Source organism: Pedobacter sp. SAFR-022, assembly GCF_051965375.1.
Taxonomy (GTDB): Bacteria; Bacteroidota; Bacteroidia; order Sphingobacteriales; family Sphingobacteriaceae; genus Pedobacter.
Map to the genome: position 1 here is coordinate 713,561 of NZ_JBQCME010000001.1, position 21,275 is coordinate 734,835.

General features: G+C 46.6%; 12 protein-coding genes. 1 reads left to right on the forward strand and 11 read right to left on the reverse strand.

Annotation, left to right across the window (positions count from 1 at the left end):
- Positions 1-8 precede the first annotated feature (8 nt).
- The 11 genes from ACTHQF_RS03060 to ACTHQF_RS03110 all read right to left on the reverse strand — a co-directional run bounded on the left by ACTHQF_RS03060 (position 9) and on the right by ACTHQF_RS03110 (position 20,361).
- On the reverse strand, positions 9-1,550 hold the full coding sequence (locus tag ACTHQF_RS03060; protein WP_440428378.1) for a RagB/SusD family nutrient uptake outer membrane protein: 1,542 nt from the start codon (positions 1,548-1,550) through the stop codon (positions 9-11).
- A 10-nt stretch (positions 1,551-1,560) separates the two neighbouring features.
- The gene (locus tag ACTHQF_RS03065; protein ID WP_440428379.1) at positions 1,561-4,647 is read right to left on the reverse strand and encodes a SusC/RagA family TonB-linked outer membrane protein; all 3,087 of its coding nucleotides are present in this window, start codon (positions 4,645-4,647) and stop codon (positions 1,561-1,563) included.
- Positions 4,648-4,753: 106 nt separating this feature from the next.
- Entirely contained in the window at positions 4,754-7,123 is a 2,370-nt protein-coding gene (locus ACTHQF_RS03070; protein WP_440428380.1) for an alpha-L-rhamnosidase-related protein, read from the reverse strand.
- A gap of 96 nt (positions 7,124-7,219) precedes the next feature.
- Complete coding sequence (locus tag ACTHQF_RS03075) at positions 7,220-8,497, reverse strand: MFS transporter (protein ID WP_440428381.1); 1,278 nt, start codon at positions 8,495-8,497, stop codon at positions 7,220-7,222.
- A gap of 11 nt (positions 8,498-8,508) precedes the next feature.
- Entirely contained in the window at positions 8,509-10,371 is a 1,863-nt protein-coding gene (locus ACTHQF_RS03080; protein ID WP_440428382.1) for an FAD-dependent oxidoreductase, read from the reverse strand.
- A 72-nt stretch (positions 10,372-10,443) separates the two neighbouring features.
- Positions 10,444-12,465 carry an FAD-dependent oxidoreductase gene (locus ACTHQF_RS03085; protein ID WP_440428383.1) on the reverse strand — a complete coding sequence of 674 codons (2,022 nt, stop codon included), beginning with the start codon at positions 12,463-12,465 and terminating at the stop codon, positions 10,444-10,446.
- Between the two features lie 43 nt (positions 12,466-12,508).
- Positions 12,509-14,188 (reverse strand): RagB/SusD family nutrient uptake outer membrane protein, encoded by a 1,680-nt coding sequence (locus ACTHQF_RS03090; protein WP_440428384.1) that lies wholly within the window; start codon positions 14,186-14,188, stop codon positions 12,509-12,511.
- Between the two features lie 10 nt (positions 14,189-14,198).
- Positions 14,199-17,504 (reverse strand): TonB-dependent receptor, encoded by a 3,306-nt coding sequence (locus ACTHQF_RS03095; RefSeq protein ID WP_440428385.1) that lies wholly within the window; start codon positions 17,502-17,504, stop codon positions 14,199-14,201.
- 63 nt (positions 17,505-17,567) lie between these two features.
- Positions 17,568-18,797, reverse strand: a complete 1,230-nt coding sequence (locus ACTHQF_RS03100) for a FecR family protein (RefSeq protein WP_440428386.1) — start codon at positions 18,795-18,797, stop codon at positions 17,568-17,570.
- 48 nt (positions 18,798-18,845) lie between these two features.
- On the reverse strand, positions 18,846-19,481 hold the full coding sequence (locus tag ACTHQF_RS03105) for an RNA polymerase sigma factor (protein ID WP_440428387.1): 636 nt from the start codon (positions 19,479-19,481) through the stop codon (positions 18,846-18,848).
- 58 nt (positions 19,482-19,539) lie between these two features.
- Entirely contained in the window at positions 19,540-20,361 is an 822-nt protein-coding gene (locus ACTHQF_RS03110) for a hypothetical protein (protein ID WP_440428388.1), read from the reverse strand.
- Between the two features lie 292 nt (positions 20,362-20,653).
- Between ACTHQF_RS03110 and ACTHQF_RS03115 the strand changes: the two genes are divergently transcribed.
- Positions 20,654-21,241: a TlpA family protein disulfide reductase gene (locus tag ACTHQF_RS03115; protein WP_440428389.1), complete on the forward strand. Its 588-nt coding sequence runs from the start codon at positions 20,654-20,656 to the stop codon at positions 21,239-21,241.
- Positions 21,242-21,275: the final 34 nt, after the last annotated feature.

The window sequence follows — 21,275 nt, forward strand, 5'->3', positions numbered from 1 at the left end:
GTATCAATTTAATAACCTGGATTTTGAGTTAATGCGCCGTTAAGCTGCAGCTCCAGATAAGGTATAGGGAAAATCAATTTGTCTGGCGTTACATTATAGGCATTGGGTGAAATGAAGTTGTAAGTCGCCTTCATTTGAGTTCCGTGTGCGGTCATCACTTCAATTGCCTTTCCTGTTCTTACCAGGTCATGCCAGCGGTGATTTTCAAATGCAAGCTCCACCCGTCTTTCATGGGCAATGATGTCTGCCAGTGCAGCTTTACCAGTTTCAACAATGTTGGGAAGTGTTGCGCCAGCACGTTTACGTACCTGATTGAGATAAGTTAACGCGTCACCAGGATTACCCATTTCATTCAGGCACTCTGCCAACATTAAGAGTACATTCGAGTAGCGGTAAACCGGCCAGTTATCATCCGTATTACGCTCACGGCTATGTGGATGTAAATACTTTTTCACAAAAGGCTTCGCAATCTTACCTGCCGGAACAACATAGTCCTGAATACTTTTTGAAGCCTGGATCACGAAGCTACCATCACCCGCAATAACGCCCTCAGCAATACCGATAGAAGCATCTTTCCTGCTGTCGCCTGCTTCATAAGTGTTCAGCATATCGTCTGTAGGCACATTCCAGCCGCCATAGTTCAAGGTATTCGAAACCACACCGGTGATTAGTTCCACATTCGAAGCTTTTGGTATAAACCAATAACTAAACATACTTTGCTGTCCCTGGTCACCCATCATGAACTGAATTTCAAATACAGACTCACGACTGTTCTTGTTACCCAGTTGAAATGCATCCGCATAGGTTGGAAGCAGGTTATAGCCCATCGTTGTTACCGACCTTAATAGTGGCTCGGCAGCTGCAAAATCTTTGCGGGTCATGTAAACCTCTGCCAACAGTGTAGCTGCTGATCCTTTTGTTGCGCGACCGTTCTGAGGGAACGTTGGTGCTGCTAGTTTTTCAACTGCGTCTTTGGCATCACTGATGATCTGCGCATAAACCTCATCCGGCGTAGATCGTGCCAGGAAAGCATCTGCTTCTTTTTGTACTTCTGTCAGGAACAAAGGCACACCACCAAAATAACGTACCAGGTTAAAGTAGTAGTAGGCCCGTAAGAACTTCGTTTCTCCAATGATCTGATCCTTTGCCGCCTGATCAAAGTCTGCACTTTCAATACGGCTAAGAATGGTGTTCGCCCTGGCAATACCTACATAGCAGGTGTTGTAGTAGCCATTTGTCCATTGGTTCTGGGAATCATCCAGAAAGTCATCTATATTTTCTCTCCGGATGATGTGAATACCTCTATCCGGTGCGTAATAATCATAGTGGGTATTATCTGAGCGCATTTCGCCCATGATAAACCCACTTTCACCAACTGTCGCTCTTAACGGCTCATATACGCCATTTACCGCCTGCTGAAACTGCTCCGCAGTCTTGTAAAAATCCTCTGCATTCGCTTCCGAATCAGGCGTAAGATTTAAAAAGTCTTTTTTACAACCCGCCAGGATCATCAGGATTAAAGCGGCTGTATATAATATTTTTGTTTTCATGATTTCTGAGTTAGAAGTTAACGTTCAAGCCAAAAGTGAATGTTCTTGGTACCGGATAGGCAGTTTGGTCAATGCCCAAACTCAATGGGTTAACACCACTGGTACTTACTTCCGGGTTTAATCCTGGATATTTGGTTAACATCAGGGCCTCCTGGATACTTGCATATAGTCGTACAGACTTCAGGTACTTGCTTTCCGGCATTTTGAAGTTATAACCTAAGGTGACGTTCCTTAGCGACACATACGAGGAATTATAAACCCAACGGGAGTTCGTAAAGCGGAACAATTCTGTGGTTCCCGCCAATGTTCTTGGCACTTCACCATTGCCCGGGTTTTCCGGAGAACGCCAGCCACCTAAAACAACCTTTCTCACGTTGAACACTGCATCCAGGTTCTCGGTATTCTCGTAGGTAGCATTCATGGTCTTACCACCTACTGATCCGGCGATCATTAAGTTTAAATCCCAGTTTTTGTAGCTGAAGTTGTTCGACAATCCAAATACGAAATCCGGATTTGGATCACCAATGTAAGTTCGGTCGTTAAGATCAATGACCCCATCTCCATTGATATCTTTCATTCTGGTCGTTCCGATTTGAGATGACTTATGTTTCGGCTGCGTATCAAACTCCTGTTGGGTCATGTAAACGCCGTCGAAGATGTAACCATAAAACTGGCCGATTGGCATCCCGACAGCAGTACGGTTGAAGTCGCCCTGCTCCGTATAGCCACCAATAGGTGTATCATTTGTTCCAAGTTGTAATACTTCATTACGATTAAAAGTAATGTTCAAATCCGTGTTCCAGGTGAATTCACCGGTAAGATTCTTGGTGCTGATACCAATCTCATGGCCCCAGAACTTGAAAGCGCCGATATTGGTCCAAATGGAACCGAAACCTGAAGCACGTGGAAGCTCTACAGGATAAAGCATGCCGTCGGTTTTCTTGTTATAGTAGTCATAAACGATGTTCACACGGTTTTGGAATAAACCCAGTTCGAAACCAAAATCCCATTGTTTAGTCGTTTCCCAACTTAACAGCGGATTACCTAGTGAGTTGATGGAAAGTCCCTGAACCAGGGAACTGTTGAAAACATAGTTGGTAGGGCTCAACATCGCAATAGAGGTATAGTTACCGATATTGTTGTTACCCACCAAGCCATAACTTCCGCGTAATTTCAGGAAGGAGATCTTCTCATTGTTTTTTAGGAATTCTTCGTCACTGGCAATCCAGCCGACAGACACGGATGGGAAAGAACCCCATTTATTTTCACTTCCAAACCTCGAAGATCCATCACGCCTTAAAGCGGCAGAAAGCAAATACTTACCTTTGTAGTTATAGTTCAAACGTCCGATCACCGACTGCAAGGACCATGCAGAGGTGCTGCTTCCAGCACCTGTTACCGTTGCAGCGGCATTCAGCCATGGTATTTGGTCACTCGGGAAATCGGTTTTATTGATGCCGCTGTTTTCCTGTCTGAATTTTTGAGAAGTATAACCTGCAAGCACGTCAAAATGGTGATCTCCAAGCGACTTAGTATAGGTTAGCAAGTTCTCATTTAACCAGGAGTAATAGTTTTGTGTGTTATAGGCACCTGTTGCACGTTGCGGCGGCGCAACAAACAGACCGCCTCCAGAAGTAGAAGAGACAAAATTTTGTTGTGTTCTGGACTCCAGGTCAAAGTCTCCACGAGTTTTGAAAACCAAACCATCCAGGATTTTAACCTCTCCATAAACATTACCCAAGGTACGGGTACGCTTAAAGTTATCCATCTTCTCCTTCAGTACCCGATACCAGTTTGGATTCGGGAACATACCGAACGTATTGGTCGTCAGCGGCAAACTTCCATCCGGATTAATCGCCGGAGAGATTGGGCTGGTGATGAATGCACCATCGATCACTTGGCGTTGTCCGTCCGTATTCACCAGCGTGTTATGATCTAACTGCAATGTCGGCGCAATGTTGAAGCCCAACGTAATGCGGTCATTCGGTCTGAACTCATTGTTCGAACGGAAGGAGAAGCGCTGATATCCGGTATTCAGCAATACACCTTGCTGGTTAAAATAACCGGCAGTTACGGCAGAGCTGTATTTTTCGGTATTTGAAGTAACCGAAAGGGAATAATTCTGAATGGGAGCGCCTTGATCAAGCAGCACGTCATACCAGTTTGTACCCTCCCCATATTGAGACGGATTCTGGTATTCGGCCGGGATCTCTGCAAGGCCACTTGCAGGATTTACCCAATTCTCATACTTAATTTTATCTTCATAGTAGTTCTTTTGCCATTGGGCAAATTCTGTAGCATTCATCACATCAGGGCGGCCACGCTCCGGTACAGACTGTACACCACCATACGCGGAAAAGGAAACATTTACACCCTGGGTGCCAGTACCTTTTTTCGTGGTAATCAGCACAACACCGTTAGCAGCTCTGGAACCATAAAGTGCAGTGGCAGAGGCATCCTTGAGCACAGAGAAAGACTCGATTTCATCTGGATTGATGTTGTTGATATCTCCACTGATCGGTTGACCATCAACAACGTATAATGGACCATTCCCAGCATTCATGGACGCTGAACCTCTGATCCTTACCGCCATACCCTGTCCCGGACGCCCGGTAGTCTGGCTGATCTGAACACCTGGTATCCGACCCTGAAGTTTCTGTGTAAACTGCCCCACGGGAACATCTTTCATTTCTTTCGCCGAAAGGTTTGAGATTGCACCGGTAATATCTTTTCTGGTTTGGGTACCGTAGCCAATAACAACAACTTCATTCAGGTCGTTGTTGGAACTCGCAAGACTTACATTCATCGGTGTAGCCGAAGCTACAACAACCTCTTTAGCATCATATCCGATTATGCGGAATACCAGGACCTCCCCTTTCGCCGCAGCGATGGAAAAGGTACCATTTTGATCGGTAGAGGTACCCCTGGAGGTTCCTTTTACCTGAACTGTCACACCCGGGAGTGCTGTGGCATTGTCAGTCACCTTGCCACTTACATTGAATTGCGTCTGCCCAAAGGCGAGCGACACAATCAACATCATTGATAAAGTCAGTACACACCTGATTCTACCAAAAGTTGATAAATTAAATCCGTTCATGATGATATATTTGGTTATTCTGTAAATTAAAACATAAAGAAAAGCAGCGGCAACCCGTACTATCCTGCTGGTAATCAAAAGACTACACAACACATAGTCCTACATGCTACAGATCGATCTCCTGCACACCTCCTGTCAACGGAATGGATTTTCCATTCCAAACCAGATTACCCTTCAGATTCGCAGGAAGATTAACCTTCGCCTTCAAGCCTGTTTTGCCCTTCCTTTTCAAATCCACCTGTATCGTACCCTTTGGATGTGGCATGGACCCATTCGCATAGCTCAGCTCCCCTAAGGCAGGTTTAATCAGAACAGAGGAGAACCCGATGTCTTCTGGCATGATGCCACAGATGGTTGCCAGGAAATCGTAATTCGGACTTGCACTCCAGGCATGACAATCCGACCGTGCTGGTTCAGGCTTTTCTGCGAAGGTGGTGAGCCCCATTTTCAGCATATCGCGCCAAGGCGTAAGCTGCCCATAATACAGATCTGCGAGATCCGCAGCCTTAAGCGCCTGATTCAGGTAAAAACGATAGTAGAAAGTTGCCGGCCCCAGCGTGGTATCCGCAATAACCCTTTTCATCAGTGCTTGCTGCGCTGCTTTCGGAATAGCATCCGTTAACACGGCCATAATGTTGGCGTGCTGACTGTAAGCTTTAAATTCGGGGGTGTTAGCCATCAGCCCTTTAGATTTATCATAACAAAGCTCATAAGTCCGCTTTGCAATTTTGCTTGCCAGAGCCCGGTATTGCTCTGCTTGCTGGCTTTTACCATGATAATCAAAGATCTTCGCAGCCTGTTGCAGCGTATATACATATTGTAAACTGATCACAGAAGAATTCCCATCATCTGCGCCATCCGGAACGCCGTTTGGAAAAACATGCGTATAATCCACGAAGTTCCACCAGGGCATAGGTCCAAGAATGCCCTTCTCCGGATCCAGATGTTTCTTATACCAGGTGAGTACACTAGAGATGCCGGTCAGGAATTCTGCTGTAAATGCTTTGTCGTCCCGGTGCATGAAGTAATCGTAGATCATTGATACCCACCATAAGGAGAAAGGAGGAATGACCTGCAGGCGATTACTTGGATAGCGCCCTTGGGTTAATCCTTCGGGTACCATGGAGTGGTAGAAATCCAGGATGGCTTTTCTGGCTAAACGATCATCACCAGAAACATATAAGGAGATCAAAGCCTGAATACGGGTATCCGCTTCATACTGCAGCTGTTCGTAATAAGGACAATCATAGTAAGTCTCCCCGGCACACAAACGTGCGGTTCTCCAGCCTACATCCCAAAGGTTTTTCAAGGAAGCATCACTGCTGCTGAACTTTGCGGTTTCTTCGAAAGGATAGCCGGTGTACATACCGTAGATATCATCGATCTGCAGTGCTTCATCCTTGGTTTCAATATCCAGCTGCACATAGCGGTACGTGCGCATCCAAAGCGGACGGAACAGGCGCTTGTCACCACCATCAGCAACAAAGATGTCATAGTTGCCATTGATGTGCATACCCTCTACCTGATCCCGGTTCTTCTTATTGCCTTGTTCATCCACCAATGCTTCTGCGAAGGTCATTTTTACGGATGCACCTTTTCCCTTGCTAAGCAGTAGTTCCGGGTAGGCAATGGTATTAAAGGTTTGGTCAAGCAGGATGCTCACCTTCTTATTTGCCGGGATCGAAAACGCTTTTTTTCCAGTTAGAAAACCTTCATCTTTTTCAATGCCTTCCGCACGGCGCACTTTCAAAATGCGTTGCTGTGTTTCCTCCATTTGAGGGATGTTCCTGGGCACCAGTGTCCATAAATTGTCCGTGCCTTTACCGAAAGGTGCCGGCGAAGCAATGGCAGCAGCATTTACCCAGCCGCTATCGTTAAAATCAACAGACTCCCAGCCCCATGGGTACTGGGCGCCTTCAACTTTATCGCCTGGGCCAATAACCATATAGGCGCGTAACCTTGGTCCGTTATCTGTTGAAACTGGCGAATAAGCAGGATCACGTAATACTTTCCAGGTGTTGTTGGTATTAACAATGGATGCTTCTTTATTATCTCCCTGAACCACCAGTGCAGTCTGATTGGAAACCTGTGCCACCGGTGCATGCACCCCCATGTTCCAGACTTTCGCGGCAATAATGTTATCGCCAGCTTTTAAAAACGGTGCAAGATCTATGGTTTCATAATACCAGTTGTATAGATCTCCCCTTGCAGGACCCATGGACACTGCTTTCCCATTTACAAACAGCCGGTAACGGTTATCGGCGGAAACATGTATCACGAAGTTTTTCGGGACGCTTGTGAGCTGAAAGACTTTCCTGAAGTGGAAGACACCATAATCCCGTTGCGGGCCTTCAGGATGACTGATCCATCGGGATGGCCATTGCTGGTTTAGTAGTTCAGGATTGATTTGCTTCTCCTGCGCAGTCGCGGTGAACGCAAGAAGCCAATAGCATAAAATAATTAAACCTCTTTTCATTTTAATATATTTAAAACCAAGTGTTTGAATATATACAATGAAAAGCAGGCAACCGTCCTGAACTGTCATGGCAGCACAGGCAGGTTGCCTGATATGCTATTCCTCAATATAATCCAGGTCCTTCGAAAAGGTATCCTGCATATAGTGCAAAGCCCAGAATGCAAGGCCCAGCGACAATAGCCCCACAACTATTCCCGAGCCCACCAGCGAGCCATTAAAAACACCTATAAGGTATTGAAATAGCAGTGACATTGGTACGACCGAGCCCCGCACAAAGTTCGGTACGGTAGTAGTCACCGTAGCCCGCAGGTTGGTACCAAACTGTTCCGTAGCGATGGTCATGAATATCACCCAATAGCCAACCGAGATCCCAAGTACAAAGCAGATCAGGTAGAAGTTAAACAGGCTTGAACTACCCGATAAAAAGTAGATCGCAATGGATAGCATCGACAGAAAAAGGTAAATATACACAACCTTAACCCTGCTCTTCAGGTACTGACTGAGCAGTCCGCTGAGAATGTCGCCAATGACCAAACCACCGTAACAACAAGCTACTGCAGCACCGGCATTCACATCGCCTTGCACGTTTAACGCTTTTCCAAACTCCGGAGAAAACGTGATGAGTATGCCAACAACAAACCATAAGGGCAAACCAATAACGATACAGCGCATGTATTTGAGAAAGCGGCTTCGTTCAAATAGTGCGAAGAAATTACCCCGGCTTACCGTATCCTCCTTCGTCTTGTCGAACATACCCGATTCTGCAACCCCGATCCGCAGCAGCAGCAAAGAGAGCCCAAGTCCGCCGCCAATGAAAAAGCAGGTGCGCCAATCAAAGTATTGTGCAATGAAATAGCCTGCCACTGCGCCACTTACGCCTACCGAGGCAATGATGGTCGTAGCATAACCACGCTTTTCTTTAGGCATCAGTTCCGCCACCAGCGTAATTCCGGCACCGAGCTCACCCGCCAGGCCGAAACCTGCAATGAAGCGCCAAAAAGCATAACTCTCTATGGAATAGACAAACCCATTGGCAATATTGGCTATAGAATACATGAATATTGATCCAAAAAGCACATACAGCCGTCCCTTCTTATCTGCGAGTACACCCCAGACAATACCGCCCACCAACAATCCGATCATTTGAACATTTAGCAGAAAGATGCCTGAACTGGTCAGCTCCTGACCACTGAAGCCCAGAGATTGTAAACTTGCTACACGTACAATACTAAACAAGAGCAGATCATAGATGTCCACAAAATAGCCGAGAGAGGCCACCAGGATTGCAGCATTGATAAAACGTTTATTGTTGAGCGGTTCAATAGCTGCCGCCTGCAGGGTTTCTGCCTGGAGCGTTTTTTTAAGCGGTTTCATATCCATTAATTTCACGATTTAGTTTTGGATTGCAGCGACAAATAAATTTCTTTTAATAAGGTTCCCCGTGTGCTTTTCTTTCCAACTTTCAAGGCATTGTTGTTGGAAAGTTTAGCCCATAACTCAAGATCTGCAGCAGAGGCTGCAGTATTTAAAGAAGCCTCCCAGCCTGGTAAATACCCTCTCAGCCCCATATACTGCACCATTTTAAAATCCGGATCAGAGGGGTTTACGTCCTTGTAATAGATCAATGTCGCATTTTGCCCAATCAAAACATCCTGTAGCTTACTGTGGTCAACTTCCTGGACTTTCACAGTCGAAGCTTCTAAGGCCAAAGCAGCTGTCACACCTGCCGCTTGTCCCATGGCCATCCAGCAGGGCTCCATTCGCAAAGTAGAAAAGCCAATGTGACTTCCTGAAACGGGCACCGGCAGCAACAGATTATCAACTTCCTTGGGCATGATCACACCCAATGGCACCGTATAAACAGCGGAAGGATAACTCAAAAAGCCATCAAGATGTATTTTTCCCTGCTCACGTTTTCTTACCGCATGGGAGTCCAGGGCATAGTGGCTTGCCGTAATGCTGGATGGATGTATTGGAGGCCTTGCACCTTCCTGCATGGGCAGTGCATCTTTTGCCGTAAAGAAATACACTCCCTGAAACCTGCGACCTTCCCGAACATAAACCTGTCGTGGGAAGTTCGCGTTATCCTGATATTCATCTTTCGCAAGTCCCCATTCCAATGCTGCATTGCGGAAATGTTCCGGCAGCGCAGGGTCATTCTGTGCGAAGTAGATCAAGCCCAGGGTATATTCCTTCAGGCGCTGCGCGAACTTATCCCGCCAATCCCAGCCAGAGGTTGGCCAGGGCCAGTTCTCTTCCGGCAGGTCAGTGGAGATAAAAGCCATATGCTGATTATTGGCATCCGTCTTTTTGTTCGGCAGTGAAACCATATTGGTGATCTTGGCAATACCCCAGACATCCCCAGGAATCTGCGTTTTGCCGCCTTTCAACACATGTGCCCGGTTTTGCTCCAACATGGCATCCGTCACTTCCATCATACTGGCACCGGTATGTCGGCCAGTAAGCACGTCCTCCACCAGCGAGACATACTCCTCTCGATTGTACTTCTCCGGTTTTTCTACACGCAGGCTGTTCGCTTTATCATTGGTCAGGCATAGCCGGTAATTATACGACTGCACCGCATTGTCGCGCTGAAAGCTACTCTCTGCACTCTCCGGTCCGCGCCAGTATTTGTACACCTGGCCGGCACCAGGTTCATTGTATTCATCTTTTCCTTCCCGACCTACCACGAATGGAATTCCTGCGGCGGCACCCAGATCCCCCTCATAGGTAGCATCCAGGAATACCTTGCCGCTAAAGCTTTCCAGCGCTTTTGTTTCCCGGTTAAGTACCTTGATCATCGAAATGCGACGCCCGGAAAGACTGATATTGGTTGGCGCAGCATCAAACTGCATCAGCTTTCGTACTTCGATATGCTGCCGATGTGCAGCAAGCATATCCTCGAAAACCTGCTCCGCTACGGAAGCTTCAAAGTGATAGCCCTCCTGACTAGCTTTCACCTGTTCTGACTTGGCACCATATTTCTTGACATAGTGTGCCTTCACGCGGGCAACGAAATCGGTGAAAAGCCCCGTTGTAGCACCTCTTGTCGCTAGGTCCGTAGCGCCCAGCCCATTGGCAGGCAGCCCACCAATATGGGCGGTTCTTTCCAGGATCAAAGCAGTCTTGCCAAGCTTAGCTGCTGAAATTGCAGCCATGATGCCGCCTGGTGTTCCGCCAACGATGATCAGGTCATACTGCTTAGCCTGATTTTTATCCTGCCCATGTACGACAGGGGAAAAGGTCATTGTACAACAAACTACTATAGTTAAAAGTACCTTCTTACCTCGATTGTATCTCATATATAATTTGATCCTATTTTATGATTTCGATGGAACCAGCAGCACAGCATCTGCACTGGTCTCCCCATCTGCATTCTTGTTGGAGATCTGAACATACCCTTTCTTGCCTTTACTGAAAGTATGTGAACCCAGCGAAACCCATTCTCCCGAGGTTTGTCCTTCGACTTTAATCTCTGCATGGTCCACAACCTTTTCCAGCTTTTTGCCATTTGCCAACACCTCAATGGAAGTGCGTGCACTGGAATTAGCCAGCTTTGGAAAATAGACATACACATCATACTTCCCGGTTTTTACCACTGTCGGAATGTACTTTACCGTCTTTAAATGCTTCGAATCACCATCAGCCTTTAAATAGCTCGGACCGTATCCTCCCTTTTTTTCGGTTTTCCATTCACCGGTGACCTGTACGGAGGCGGTATGATCATTGTCCACAAGGATCTCTGGCGTACTTCCGTCAACCAACGGATTACTTTCCAGCAGCTGTTTGATCTTGTTTACGTTAACTTGCTGGACAGGGATCTTTTCATCTATCGCCAAGGCCGCCGCCACTGCTGAAGACTGGCTTAACACCATAAACACGGGCTCCATCCGGATCGAGCCATAGGCGATATGGGTTGCAGAAAGACATACCGGCACGATCAGATTGCTGGCTTCGCTTTGTTTTGGAACAATGGAGCGGTAAGAGATTGGATATGGCCCGAAGCCACCCACCTCAACGTTACCTTCATTTTTCACCATGCCATTCACCACCAGACGATCACAGTTATGCGAATCCATCGTATATGCCGCCATACCGACACCATCCTTCACCACTTCCTTCCCTTCACAGTGATGCTGCGTCATCACCAACTCACCCACCATCCGGCGTGCCTCCCGGATATACAACTGGGGTGTCCAGTTTCCATTATCTGTATACTCATCCTTTGGATAACCCCAGGATTTCATCTCCGCCCTGATCTTAGCAGGTATTCTCGGATCATTACCCAGAAAATACAGGAAGCCTTTGGTATAGTCCTCATGTCGCTTCCATATCTGTTGCCGGGTGGCATAGTCTGCTTCCGGATAATCCCAGTTTTCGCCGATCATGTCCGTTGAAAACCCATTCCGGTTGTTGATATCGGTCTTTCCATTAGGCATGTGGCTCAAAATAATTACGTCGTTAAGCGAATTCCAGGGCCGCTTTTCCTTAAGCCGGATGAGCAGCTCATATTTTTTGGGATCGTAGTTTTCTGGTTTTTCAATCTCAATACGATTCTCCGGCACCTTGCTGAGTGCAATACGGAAATTGTAGGCTTGCACCTTTTTATCTCCGCTTCCTATCGGTGCCAGTTCCGCATCCCGGATGCCCCACAACAAACCGCTGTTTTTATCGCCCGGTACAACATAGGGATCAATGCCATCTGGAAACTGATGACCATTAAGAAGCTGTACTCCATTGATGGTTTCGTTATATTCCTGATTAGCTTCTCTACCCACCACGTAGGAAACTTTGGACCGTGCCATCAAATCGCCTTCATAGGAACAATCCAGATATACCTTCGCCCGAATGATCTGGTCGGTCTGTGCGGAGGGCTTGGAAGCATCTTCTATCCGGATCTCCTGAATTACATTCCCTTCTTTTTTAACATCCGTAAGGCGGTGTTTGAACAATATTTCTAAGCCAGCAGCTTTTGCGTAATCATTAAAGATCCCTTCGGCAACTTTGGGCTCAAAGATCCACTGCTCAAACTTCCCATAGTGCTGCCCGATACGGCGGTAGAAATCCCTCGCCAGGCCGGTTACGACATACTTGTTACCGATATCGGTATAACCCAGGCCGCCTGAAGACATCCCGCCAAGGTGCCTGCCCGGTTCAATGAGCAGGACCTTTTTACCCATCTTTTTTGCCGTATAGGCGGCGATGACACCGGCAGAGGTGCCGCCATAGATACAGATGTCTGTTTCGATGACTTTATTGTAAACTGGATCTGCCTTTACGGTCCCACCAAAGGCAACGAGGCACAGCAGGATTAAGCGGAAGAATATTTTACTTGTACGCATAGCTTTCATATAATTTTAACAATGGACTTTTGCCGGATACCATTTAGTACCCGGGATTTTGTACGATGTTTGGATCAGTTACGATTTCGATGTTTGGAATTGGCCACAGATAATCTCTGCTTGGGTTGAACTGCCTGGTTTCCACCACGCGGAGTTCAGCCCTGTTCGGAACATTGTCGTAATGCGCGATACCATTGGCATCAATTACCGGAGCCGAAGCCAGCAGTCCTCGTGGAACACGACCATAGAATGGTCCATTCATAACCTGTTCTGCAATTTTCCAGCGACGGATATCAAACAACCGGTTACCTTCCATGGCGAGCTCATACATTCTTTCTTTGCGAACTATTGAACGGAGCTCTGCCTGCGACAATCCGGTTGGTATTGGTGGCATATTCACCCCTGGACGCTGGCGGATGCTGTTGATCGCATCGTAAACAGACTGGTCCAGCTCACCTTTCTCAATCTTGGCTTCCGCATAGATCAGTTGAACTTCGGCGTAACGGATCAGGATGATGTTGAGCTCAGATCGTGCGACGTCAGCCCGGTCAACCAGGTCCACATATTTCCGCCAGCAGTAACCGGTAAAGGTTGCAAAAGCGTTGGTGGCGTCCTGATTATCGATCCTTGAGGGCGGTGTGCTGTTGTAGTTAAAGCATTTCAGACTGTCCTTATGGGTTTCAAACTGAAAATTGAAGAAGTTTGAACCAGGCAGGGCTACCGTATAGCTCAATCTTGGATCCCGGTTTTCATAAGGTCTTGCCGGATTGTATAGCGGAGACTCATTGATCGGTCTACCATCGATACATTCGTAAGCATCAACGAGCGACTGTGAAGGCACTTTGTTAGATGTTCCCTGACCATTCCGCGAAAGCAGGTTGCGGGTAACGGCATGCGTTTTATTCGCTGTTCTAAGGTATTGCAGTGAAAGAATGATCTCTTTGGAATTCCGGCCATTGTACGAAAATAGTTCTGCGAAATTGTTGTGCAAACTGTAGACATTGCTGTTAATGACCTCCTGTGCTGCTGCTGCTGCGACATCCCAATTGCCAGCATATAATGCAGCGCGCGCTTTAATGGCCAATGCTGCACCTTTAGTGGCGCGGCCAAAATCACTCGCACCATAACTCGCTGGCAAGTCGGCTGCAGCAGCATCCAACTCCGACAAGATGAAAGCTAAAACCTCTTCTTTGGAGTTTCTGGGTAGTTGACCGTCGTTTAAACCCAGAGTCTTGGTTACTAAAGGAACGCCACCAAAAAGCTCAATGAGATTGTGGTAAGCGAAAGCACGGGCAAAACGCGCTTCTGCAATAGAGCGGGCATAGATCTCTGGACTGGTCGTACTTCTGGCCTTTTCCGCATTATCTAATATAAAATTACACCGGCCAATAAGCTTATAGAAATTGGTCCAGTAGGCACGGGCATAGTCGTTATTACTGTCCTGATTTCCTTTCCCCAGGGATTGCAGTCCGCTGGTATTCCGGTCCCAGCCGATATCTGTTGCAGCATCTATGGTCATCAGAAAGGGCATATCATCCGTCGGGTGAAATGCAAGAGCACTATAAATCCCATTTACTGCCAATAACAGTTCATCCTGGTTTGCAAAAAAGGTCTGATCCGAAGGACCGGAGAGTGGAACTTTATCCAGATAATCTTTTTTACAAGCCGACAGGCCCATTGCCATAAAAGCAACTATAAAACAGCCTTTTATATATTTTTTCATGATCTTCATATTAAAAGTTTGCACTTAGACCGAAGGTAAAAACCTTCACCTGTGGGTAAACATTTACGGTGCCTACCGGCGATTCCACATCAAATCCTTCCCAGAAGTTGTCAAAGGTGAACAGGTTCGAACCGTTCGCGAATACCCTCAGATTTTTCACCGCGATTTTGTTCATCAGGGTACCCGGGAAGGTATAACCCAGTTGAACATTCTTAACCCTCAGGTAGGAGGCGTCTTTCATCCAGAAACTGGATGCCTGCTCGTTGTTCGATTCTCCGAAAGCCAGCCTTGGAAACTTTGCATTTGGATTATCTGGTGTCCAGCGATCTTTATTGGGTTCGAGGATGGTACCGCCGAGGTTCCCCACACTAAAAGGCATAATACCAGGTCCATACAGATAACCATTGCCTTTCCCAACGCCTTGAATTTGAACACTCAGATCAAAACCTTTGTAAGAACCATTCAAGTTCGCACCAAAAATGTAGCGTGGAATGGTGGTATCCAGCACGATTTTGTCACTTTCATTGATGATGCCATCATTGTTTTGATCCTTATATTTTAAATCTCCGGGTGCAACTGCTCCAAACTGTCTGGCATGAGATTCCACATCTGCAGCATCTTTAAAAAATCCTTCAACCTGATAGCCGAAAATGGAATTTAATGGATGGCCTTCCCGACTTACCGTTAAGCCAGTTTGATTTACGCCTCGTAAGTCGATCACTTCGTTTTTGACATCCGAAAGGTTAAAGTTTATATTGTATTTGAATTCATTGATGCTACCTCGGTAGCCAAGCCCTAATTCCCAACCTTTATTGTTGACAACACCCGCATTTTGAACCGGTGCCCCAAGACCGATGATCAACGGAATATCCAGACCCAGCAGGATGTCTTTCGTTTTTCTAACATAGTAATCAGCCGTTAGTGTCAGGTTATTGAAAAGCACCATATCCACACCGATGTTTGACATCTCTGTAGTCTCCCAGGAAATGTCACTATTGGCTAATGCGTTAAGCGCCGCGATGTTGACTACCTGTCCACCCAGGGCCGAAGAACCTAAGGAAATTAAAGATGAAGCAGGGTATGTCCCGATGTTCTGGTTTCCTAATCGTCCCCAGGAAGCCCTTAGCTTCAGTTCATTGATGATTTTCTTGGCAGGCTGCATAAATGCCTCCTCAGAGATGCGCCATCCGGCCGATGCCGATGGGAAAAAGGCATATTGCCGGCCTTTCTTGAACCTTGACGAGCCATCGTAACGTCCGTTAACTTCCAGCAGGTATTTCGACTTGTAATCGTAATTAAGTCTCCCAAAATAAGACCTCAGCGCCCATTCTTCTGATGTACCGGAAGTACGCTGATTGAGTGCCGATCCTGCATCAATCACCGGATAGTCTGGCAAGATGTAAGTATCGCGGTATGCACTCACAAAGTCGTCATGGTAGTCTTCTTCCGATGCACCCAATAACAATTTGAAATTGTGTACATCGAAGGTCTTGTCCATCGTTACAGAGGCCCGGAGGTTGTTGTACATGGTTCTGTTGCTTGCTTCTGTTAAAGAAGTTAAAGCAGGGATCCGGTAACTTGGTGTTCCATCCGGCAGGTAGGTTTGAATGGATTTATTGAAGTTCTTTCGGATGCTCTCCGCGTATTTTGGCGCAACAGTAACCTCCGCACTAAGCCAGTCTAAAGGCTTGTAAATTAATGTGGCATTGATGCTTCCGAAAGGTCCTGTGGTACGGTTTGTTCCACCTTCACGACTTGCCGCAATTGGATTTAAGCCGTTCCAGCCTACACCCCAGGTGCCATTGGAATTCCGGCCAAGCTGGTTTGCTGGAATTCCATTCATGTAATTGAACGTATTTCCCGTTCCGATCGCGGGCTCTGTCGTAACAGCTTTAACATACTGCAGGTCGAGTCTTGCCCTAAGCTTATCAGAAAAGAAAATATCCGTATTGTTCCTGATGGTAAAGCGTTTGAAGCCAGAACTTTCAATGATACCTTTTTGATCAAAGTACCCAGCAGAGGCCAATACCCTTACTTTTTCAGAACCGCCATTTACCGTTACAAAATGACTCTGCTGGAAACCTGAACCTGTAAGTACCTCTTTTTGCCAGTCGGTATTCGGAAACTCATCAGAGCTTCTGCCCCCTTGTGCCTGGTATTGAGAAATAAGCTCATCGGAGTAAAGCTGGGTGCGCCCAACATTCGTGTAGGCCTCATTCATCAGCAGCATGTGGTCCAGGGCATTTACCACCTTGGGCATATTGGTAGGCTCCTGCCAGCCCAGGTAGTTGTTGTAGCTGATGCCGACCTTGGCACTGCCCCTTTTAGTCGTTACCAGAATAACACCGTTTGCAGCTCTGGAACCATATATGGAGGAAGAGGCCGCATCCTTAAGCACCGATACCGACTCGATCAGGTTGGGATCGATGTTGTTCATAGAACCTTCAATACCGTCGATGAGTACCAGAGGGTTTGCATCATTCAACGTTCCAACACCACGGATCCTGATGGTGGCGGCATCGCCTCCAGGACGTCCTGAACTTTGGGTCACCGTTACACCGGGTGCAATACCCTGCAGGGCCGCGGAAGTCTGCCCCACTGGCCGCATATTGATCTCCTCACTGGAGATCGTAGAGATTGAACCCGTTAGATTTACTTTCTTCTGCGTACCATAACCCACCACCACAACCTCACTCAGATCTGTAGTTTCCGCTCCTAATTGAACATCAACCGTTGTGCGCCCACCAACCTCCACGACTTTCGTTGAAAATCCAATATACCGGAATTCCAGCGTACCATTGCCGTCAGGGATAGTGATTTGATAGTTTCCGTCGGCATCCGTTGTGGTCACCACGGTGGTGCCTTGCAGACTAACACTCACCCCCGGAATGGGCTTACTACCCTGATCAGTGACCTTTCCGCGGATCGTGACCGGCGGTTTGCGCTCGGAAGCTGCCGGGCTGGCTTTTCTCCTGATTACGATGGTCTTGGCCTTGATCGAATACGTTAAGGGCTGATGCTGGAAAACCTTTTTCAGCGCATCATTAAGCGGCTGGTTCTTAAGATTTACATCTACAGCGTTAGCCTCTTTCATCATATCCCTGGTATACAGAAATTCGTACCCCGTCTGTCGATTGATCTCGGCAAGTACATATTCGAAAGAAGCGTTTTGCTTTTGAATGGTGATTTTCTGTGTCTCTGCTGCAAAACTGAGCTGCAGAAAGGTGATCATCAGAAAGATGAGGGCGTAATTCATCCGGAGCAGCATGGCGCAGCCGCGAAATACGCGGGCAGCAACTCCCTGTTGAGTAAACATTTTCATACATTAAATATTTGGTTAGTGTTGGTTATACTTGGTATGGGATGAGGTTGGGCAGGTTTACGGCATAACGATAATCCTCCTTTCTTTACCTTGGCTAGATAAGCTATCCACTTTAAAATGCAGGGCGCCCGTTAATTCAAGCATCCGCAGTATCTCTGATAACTCCTCTTTCTGGGAAATGGTGCCGACAAAATCTTCCTGGGTAGGCTGGCCGACATACTGAACATCTACATTATACCACCTGGACAGTTTCCGCATGATGGATTGTATCTTTTCGCCAGAAAAACTGAAATAGCCATTTTTCCAGGCTACCGCCGCATTCGTGTCAGCAGGACGTACCTGAACACCCCTGCTGATGGCGGCCAGTTGGCCAGGTTTCAATAACACCGCTTTTCTGGAACCCCTTGGCAGCACCCGGACACTGCCTTCGAGCAAGGTAGTGCTCGTCATGTGCTCATCTGCATAGGCGCTGACATTGAAATGTGTACCCAGCACTTCAACCCGCTGCTTCGTGGTTTCAACAATAAAAGGTTTGGTCCTATCCTTAGCGATCTCGAAATATCCTTCCCCGCTAAGCGCAACATTTCTTTCAGCAGCAGTAAAGCTTGAAGGAAATTTAAATGCAGAGGCAGAATTCAGCCAGACTTTACTACCGTCAGGTAAGGTAATCTTGTACTGCCTGCCTTTAGGGGTTATCAGCACATGATCTTGTAAGTCCGCATCCTGCCTGGTAGCCGTAATTAAGGACCTAAAAACAACTTCATCTTTCGCCGTTTTAATGATCTGTAAGTTCGACCTGACCACCATTTTATGGATCGGAAGCTCATCCAGATCAATCTCGTCACCATCGGATAGCCGAATGAGGGTATGGCCGCTTACCGTTGCCTTTTCTTTATGTACATTCAAAGCAACCCTTTCCAGGGCTTCCATGCTGGTCTGATTTGGGCTGGATAGAAAATAGATCGCAATTGAGGCCAGAAGCAGTATTGTGGCTGCAACGCTCCAGATCTGAAGACTGCTGATTTTAAAAGGAGCAGATACACTTTGGCTACCCTGAGCTTCCAGTTGGTCTAAGCTGCGTTCTATGCGATCCTGCAGGGTTGGATGTTTGGTTACTTCAGCGGTTTTCTGCGTTTTAAAAACCTTGTAGTACTGCCGGGAAACCTTGGCCTGATCGGCGGCTGAAAGTGTAGCCAGCCAATCCAGAAAGGCTTCATGCTCCTGCTCCGTACCATGACCGGTAGCATATCGCTCAAAAAAATCCTCAAGTCGTTTCTTGTCCTCCATTAACTAGAAGACGCACAATAACTCCAGGAGAACCCCTCAAAAGAAAAATTAACTGAAAAAACTTTTATAGTGGTCGGCAGAGAGTATGCCTTCAATCAGCGAAAGATTGATCGCAGCTAGAATCGTAGGCGTAAGTTCGCCGAACTTCTCCAGGTAAGCCCTGATAAAACGTAAACCAGCATACAGTTGCTTCTTCACCACGAATTTTGAAATAGACAGTTTCTCGGCAATCTCATCTAAGCTCAGGTCATCCTGTGTCCGGAGTTTTACAATTTCTTTCCGCTTTTCAGGGAGCAGCTGTATTGCCGAGTCAATGATGTGGCTGTATTGATTGCAAATGAGATTACTGTCTGAACGCTCATCACTTTCTTCGCTATGGGGCTGTAAAACGGCAACCATCTTGGCCTTTGCCTTTTCACTTCTAGCCCGGTCGATCAGCCGGTTTTTAGCACATCTAAAAATATAGGCCCGGAAGGATTTTACTTTGATCAACGTGTCACGATGTTCCCAAATATTTACAAAAACTTTTTGTACCAGTTCCTCGCTTTCTTCTTCAGACTTCGTGAATAAGTACACATACCGGAAGAGGTTGTCCAGATGAAGCGTATAGAGCACGGTAAATGCCTTACGGTCACCTGCGGCAACACGCTCCATCAATATCCGGTCATGAGATTCCTCATCCATCGCTGAGACATTTATATTTGGTTTATCTATACAATATAGGGAATTGTCTGCGAGAACGCTATTTCGAGATCACAAAGTTCCCGAAGTAAACTTTCGATTGGTTATCATAATCAAAGGGTGCACTTAGATAGAAGTATTTAGGAAGATCCGTACGCAACATTTTCGTATCCAACACTTTTGACTTGTTTACATACACCCGCATGTTTTCCCCTTCTACCGCCATAGCAACGTGCAGCAAGCCATTGGCATAGTTTGCAAACGGGTAAGTCAAGGTATTATGAACCTTGGTATCACTGCTGGCATTGTTGATGTCGCCGTTATGAAAATGCAGCTCTGTATCGGTTATGGCGTTGTCGTTATAAGCGTCAATAAGATAGTTTTTGATGGAATTATCCCTTGCAAAACCAAAAGACATCCTCCCGATATCTCTCGCCTGATCGCTTCTCGTTACCAGATCGAATTCAATGGTGAAATTGCCCGGCAGTTTAAGCAGGCTATCGATCTTGTAGGTGGTCCTGGGACTTAGCGCCAGCCAGTTGCCCGGCATATCCGGGATAGAAACAATGGCTCCGGCACTGCTGCTCTTCCACTTCTTTGGCATTAAACCTTTCGCATCACGCTTGAAATCAGACTCAAAAATGATGGTTGAACCTGGCGTAAAAGCATAGACTTCTTCTACAGCTGGCGGTACATCCTTTTCAACCTTCGCTTCTGCTGCAGGACTTGCAGCACTTTTTTTGCCATTCAGCACATCATCAACCTTCTGGCTGGCTTTGTTTTCAAGTGATTTCTGGAATTTCTTTAATAATTGAGCCTGGGCGGGGCTCACATGTACCAGCAGCCCTAAAATGGCGATCGCGGAAAGGTTTTTTATCTTCATGGTTGGTTGATTGTACTTCAAAAATAATCTTTTTTATCACATCACAATATTAAATTTCTAACCGTGTAAATAGCTTTAACTACTGCTGAACCGGGTATTGAACCATCATCAAAAGCTTGCATCTTTGCCTAGAGACCATCGCGTACGGCGTCATAAGAGGATTTTTAGGAGTTTTTATCAGGATAATTTCACACTTTTGAACAAAGTCTACTATTTCTATAGTATTTATCTTTTTACCGCTTATATTTGCCGCGTCGGTAAGATAAAAATGTAGCATTTAAACCTAAACCCCATGAAACTAGTATTGAACTCACTTGTGGCCATCAATCTCAGCTTGTTTGCAGTATTGGCTACCCCATCGATGTCTAAAGCACAAGGCCCGGCTGCAGCAGTCAGCAACGCTAAGCCTGCCGCCGCTGATGAGGATCGTGGATACCTGGTGAAAGTTGGAGATCAGGCACCTGATGATTTCGAACTGGTTTTGCAGGATGGGAAGAAAACGTCTTTAAAGGCCTTGCGCGGTAAAACCGTTGTGCTGCAATTTACCGCCAGCTGGTGCAGTGTATGCCGCAAGGAAATGCCTCATTTGGAAGAGCTGTGGCAGACCTATAAGGATAAAAATGTTGTCCTGATCGGTGTAGACCGTGATGAGCCACTGGAAAAGGTTAAGCAATTTCATAAGGATATGAAAATCACCTATCCGATTGCTTTGGATCCTGGCGCAGATATTTTCGGTCGCTTTGCCCACAAAAAAAGTGGTGTTACCCGAAATGTTGTCATAGATCCAACCGGAAAAATCGTATACCTCACCCGCTTATATGATGAAAAAGAATTTGCCGACATGGTGAAGGTCATCGATGGCCTCGCCAAGAAATCGTAGCCGAGACAACTTGCATTAACGCAACAACCTTTCT